Annotated in this window: 3 protein-coding genes; all 3 read right to left on the bottom strand. The window is 74.1% G+C overall.

Annotated features, from left to right (window positions below):
- Nucleotides 1-2,007: beta-galactosidase (locus ACFWEK_RS19340; RefSeq protein WP_430555092.1), on the bottom strand; the 2,007-nt coding region annotated here is incomplete at its 3' end.
- Between the two features lie 30 nt (nt 2,008-2,037).
- Nucleotides 2,038-2,724, bottom strand: a complete 687-nt coding sequence (locus tag ACFWEK_RS19345) for a glycosyltransferase (protein WP_430555093.1) — start codon at nt 2,722-2,724, stop codon at nt 2,038-2,040.
- The gene (locus tag ACFWEK_RS19350) at nt 2,724-4,277 is read right to left on the bottom strand and encodes a xylan 1,4-beta-xylosidase (protein WP_430555094.1); all 1,554 of its coding nucleotides are present in this window, start codon (nt 4,275-4,277) and stop codon (nt 2,724-2,726) included. The genes ACFWEK_RS19345 and ACFWEK_RS19350 overlap by 1 nt, the downstream gene beginning before the upstream one ends.
- Nucleotides 4,278-4,391 lie beyond the last annotated feature (114 nt).

A 4,391-nucleotide genomic window follows, 5' to 3' on the forward strand; every position in this document is an offset into this window, starting at 1 on the left:
GGCTCTCCCGGTGAGCAGGTCCGTGCCCGAGGCGTGAGCCGCGACGTCGACGGCGGCGGTCGCGTGGTTCAGCACGAACGCCGTCCGCGCGCCGTCCGCTCCCTGCCGCACGGCGAGCTCGACGTCGTCGGCGTCGGCGTACGGCCCCACGAGCCCGTGCCGGTCGAGCACGCGGCGGACCACCCACGCGACGCCCGCGGCGTCCAGCGCCGTCGCGACGTACCAGGCCTCGCCGACGTCCTCCCCGCCGTCATGGCCGCCGGGACGGTGGCGCGTCACCGCGGGCGTGCCGGCGTAGAACTCGGCGCCGTAGGTGCCGACCACCTCCGCGCCCTGCGGCACGAGCACCTCGAACACGAGCGCGGCGTCGGAGACGACGTCGTCGCCCGCGCCGTCCTTGAGGGTGACGGGGTTGGTGACGCCCGGCTCGGCGGAGTCCGTCTCCTCCACGCGCAGGCCGAACAGCCGGCCGAGCGGGCCGGGGGCGTCCATGAGGAACGCGTTCGCGTCCTCGTCCGCACGGCCGGACCAGTACGACGCGAGCACCGAGCCGCCGCGCGCGACGACGCCCTCGAGCCGGTCGGCGACGTCGCCCTTGAGCACGTGCAGCATGGGCGCGAGCACGACGTCGTAGCGGGCCAGGTCGGCGGTCGCCGGCACGACGTCGACCTGCGCCCCCGCCTGCCACAGCGCGCGGTAGTAGGCGAGCACGGTGTCGACGTAGCGGGCGTGCCGGTTGAAGCCGTCCGTCATCTCCGCGGCCCACCAGGAGTCCCAGTCGAAGAGCAGGGCCACGCGGGCGGGCGTGCGCGCGCCGAGGACGGCGTCGCCCAGCGCGTCGAGCTCCGCCCCGAGGGCCGCGACCTCCCGGAACGCGCGGGTGTCGGTGCGGCCGGCGTGGTCGAGGACGGCGCCGTGGTACTTCTCGCACGCGCCCCTCGACTGCCGCATCTGGAAGTACAGGACCGCGTCCGCGCCGTGCGCCACCGCCTGCCACGACCACAGCCGCAGCACGCCCGGCCGCTTCACCGGGTTGACGTCGCGCGACGCGGTGATGGTCGGCGTCTGCTCCATGACCCAGAACGGCGCGCCGTCCTTCAGGCCGCGCATGACGTCGTGGGCCAGCGCCATGCGGGCGTGCTCCCGCTGCCCCGGCGGGTAGTTGTCCCAGGAGGCGAAGTCGAGGTCGGCCGCCCAGCGGTGGTAGTCGATCGGCCGGAACATGCCCATGAAGTTCGTGGTCACGGGCGTGGTCGCGTCGTGCTCGCGGATGCGCGCCTTCTCGTCGCGGAAGTTCGCCAGCATCGCGTCGGACATGAAGCGCCGGTAGTCGAGCGTGATCCCCTGGAAGGCGGTGTGGTCGGGCCCGCGCCAGTGCTCGCTGAGCATGTTCGGCGGCACGACCTGCTCCCAGTCGGTGAACGTGTGCGACCAGAACGCCGCGTTCCACGCGTCGTTCAGGCGCTCCAGCGTGCCGTACCGCTCCCGCAGCCAGCCCCGGAAGCCCGCCGCGCACAGGTCGCACCAGCAGCCGCCGTCGAACCCGCCGTACTCGTTGCCGACGTGCCACGCGACCAGGCCGGGCGTGCCCGCGTACCGCTCGGCGAGACGCCCCGCGAGCTCCGCGGACAGCCGCCGGTACACCGGCGAGCTGGGGCACGCGTTGTGCCGCTGCCCGTACACGTGCCGCCGGCCCTGGAAGTCGGTGCGCTCCACCTCGGGGTGGCGGTGCGCGAGCCACGGCGGCAGCGCGCCGGTCGACGTCGCGAGCACGACGTCGCGGCCCGCGGCCACGGTGCGCTCGACGATCGCGTCGAGCAGCGCGAAGTCGTAGGTGTCCTCGTCGGGCTGCAGCGTCGCCCAGGAGAAGACGTTGAGCGTCACCGTGTCGATCGACGCCAGGTCGAACGCGGCGTGGTCGGCCTCCCACACCTCCCGCGGCCACTGCTCGGGGTTGTAGTCGCCGCCGTAGCGGATCTTGCGTCCGGCGGGCAGGTGAGCAGGCATACGGACGATCTCCAGGTCGAGGGCGGGGTTTCAGGCGACGAAGCGCGCGCGGACGTCGTCGAGCACGGGCTGCGCGACGCGCAGCAGGAAGGCGAGCCACGCGGCGGCGACGAGTGCGAGCACCGGCTCGCCCGCCACCCACACCACGCCGCCCGCCACCACGACGAGCGCGAGCAGGCCGACGGCGACGAGCGGCCGCCGTCCCAGGTAGTAGACGGACAGCCGGGCCACGTCGCGGGCCCGGAAGGAGAAGAGGGACGCGAGCACCAGCGCCTGCACCGCCCAGAGCAGCACGCCGAGCCCGACCAGGCCGAGCACGACGGCGTAGGGCACGGAGATGCCGGCGGTCTCGCGGTGCACCACCGACGTGAGGACGACGCCGAGCACCGCCGTCGCCGGCACCCACAGCCGCAGCGCGTCGAGCCAGCTCAGCCGCAGTCCGCGCACGAACGTGCGGCCCGGCACGGGCTCGTCGGCGCCCGCCCGCGCGTGCAGGGCGAAGAGCCCCGCGGCCAGGAACGGCGCCGCCGGCACCAGGCACAGCGGCACCAGCAGCGCGTTGCCGGTGGACCGGTCCAGGAGCGCGAGCAGCACCAGCGTCGGCACGCAGCCCAGGGCGACGAGCGCCCCCACGACGACGTACCAGTAGACGCGCGCCGTGATCCGGCCCAGCACGCCGTCCCCGAACTCGCGGGGCGCCCCGGCCGCCGCCGCCATCAGGACGCCTCCCCGGCGCGGTCCTGCCCTCGACCGTGCTCTCGACCGAGGATCCGCGCGTCGTCGAGCCAGGGCGGCGTCTCGTCGTGCACCGGGTCGATCTCCACCAGCGTCACCTCGTGCCGGGCGAGCGTGAGCGCCAGGTCGACCCGGCCGCCCGACACCTCGAGCGAGGTGTGCGAGCGCCCCGGCACGGACGCCTCGTGCAGCAGGTCGAGCTGCCGCGCGGTCGGCGACGCCGGCCGGCCCAGGTGCCGCCACGCGCTGACCGCGTTGCCCTCGTCGTCGTTCACGCGCGACCGGTGCACCGACGCCCGACGCGTCGCCACGCCACCGACCGGGACGCTCAGCCGCAGCTCGTGCCGGTCCGGCTCCGGGGCGTCGTCGGAGCCGCCCACGGGCTGCCAGGCCAGCACCGTCACCCGGCCGCGGCCGTCGCGCGTCACCAGATGGTCGAGGCCCCGGTGCAGCACGTCCTCGCCCATCCGTGCCATGAAGGCGTAGAGGTGGAACACCGGCTTGCGCAGCTGCCGGTGCCCGAGCATCCCGAAGCCGCCGTGGAAGACCGACGTCGGCACGTTCTCCTCCTCGAAGACGTCACAGAACGTCCAGTAGGAGAAGGAGTCCACGAGGTCGCCACCCTCGGAGAGCACGGGCGCCAGCGACGCCGCCTGGTAGGCCGTGTCGTGCACGGGGTTGTCCGGGCGGTAGCTGGTGCTGAACTCGGTGACGTGGGCGGGCAGCCCCTCCAGGCGCGTGCCCGCCAACAGCTTCGCCGGGGCGGCGAACTGGTCCAGCAGGTTCCGGGGATGCCGCAGCGTCTGGTAGGTGCCGAACGGCACGTGCTGCGCGGGGCCGCTCGTGTAGGCGTGGAAGGACACGAAGTCCACCGGGACGTCCCGGCGCTCGACGAACTCCGCGAACGGTGCCCACCACTCGTCCGCACCGGGCGAGATCGCCGGCCCGCCCACCTGCAGGTCGGCGTCGACCTCCTTCACGGCGGCCGCGGTGACCTCGTAGAGCCGGAGGTACGCCTCCTGCGACGCGCCCTCCCAGAACTGCACGAGGTTCGGCTCGTTCCACACCTCGACCGGCCACCGCCGCACCTCCTCGAGGCCGTAGCGGTCGATCGCGTGCCGCAGCACCGCCTGGACGAGGGCCGCCCACTCGCGGTGGTCGCGCGGCGGCGTGACGTTGCCCTTCCACCAGAACACGGTCTGCTCCCCCGACGCGAGCGCCGACGGCATGAACCCGAGCTCGAGGAACGGCCGGATCCCCTGCGCGAGCCACGCGTCGACGACCTGGTCGGCGTAGGTGAACCCGTACCGGGTGCCGCGGTGGCCCGCCGCGTCGTAGGGGCGGTGGATCCCGACGTCGTCCGACAGCAGGCCGTGGCCCCGCACGTGGCGGAACCCGATCTCCCGCTGCACCACGGCGAGCGAGTCCTGGTAGTCCTGGCGCAGGGCGAGGTTGAGGCGGCCGGTGCCGACGCACCGCCGCCACGCGTCGGAGAGCGTGGCGGCGGGCGCGTCGGGGACGACGACGGTGGTCAGTGCTCAGCCCTCCTGGCGCGCCAGGGCGGTGTTCATGGTGTCGATGAACTGCTGGGAGCTCAGGCCCTCGATCTGCGCCACGTAGGCGTCCCACTCCTCCAGGGGCTTCTTGCC

The organism is Isoptericola sp. NPDC060257, assembly GCF_042726645.1.
Classification (GTDB): Bacteria; Actinomycetota; Actinomycetes; order Actinomycetales; family Cellulomonadaceae; genus Isoptericola; species Isoptericola nanjingensis.

Excerpts from the sequence above, each read along its gene's own strand:
- ACFWEK_RS19345 (WP_430555093.1), bottom strand. The coding sequence starts at position 2,724 with ATGGCGGCGGCGGCCGGGGCGCCCCGCGAGTTCGGGGACGGCGTGCTG.